The sequence below is a fragment of the Mesorhizobium sp. M7A.F.Ca.CA.002.09.1.1 genome (genome assembly GCF_003998555.1).
In the GTDB taxonomy this organism is placed as follows: Bacteria; Pseudomonadota; Alphaproteobacteria; order Rhizobiales; family Rhizobiaceae; genus Mesorhizobium; species Mesorhizobium ciceri.
This window is the reverse complement of record NZ_RZRR01001653.1, coordinates 1-391: the sequence shown is the minus strand read 5'-3', so window position 1 is coordinate 391 and position 391 is coordinate 1. Positions and strand designations below refer to the sequence as shown.

Below are 391 nucleotides of genomic sequence, written 5' to 3'. Positions count from 1 at the left end.
ATCAAAGGCTCTGCCGACGGCCGTCTGGTCTTCGACGTCAGCGCCCTTCCCGAAAACGATTTCGAAACCAACCGCTGCGGCTTCTGTATCCTGCACCCGATCGCCGACCTCGCCGGTAGCCCGGTCATGGTCGAGCACACAGACGGCAGCGTGGTGGCGACGAAACTTCCCCAGCTGATCGACCCCTGGCAGCCTTTCAAGGATATCCGCGCCATCTCCCATCAGGTTCGGCCTGGTGTCATCGCTGAGTGCCGGATGGAAGGCGATACTTTCGAAATGGAGGACCAGCGCAACTGGTCGGACGCCTCCTACAAGACCTATGTGCGGCCGCTGGTGCTGCCGTGGCCGTATGTGCTGCCTGCCGGCCAGCCCCTGAGCCAGACGATCAGCC

1 pseudogene is annotated in these 391 nt (G+C 62.7%); it reads left to right on the top strand.

Features of this window, described 5'->3' with window-relative positions:
* Positions 1-391: pseudogene (locus EN994_RS35180) on the top strand (hypothetical protein); the annotation flags it as partial.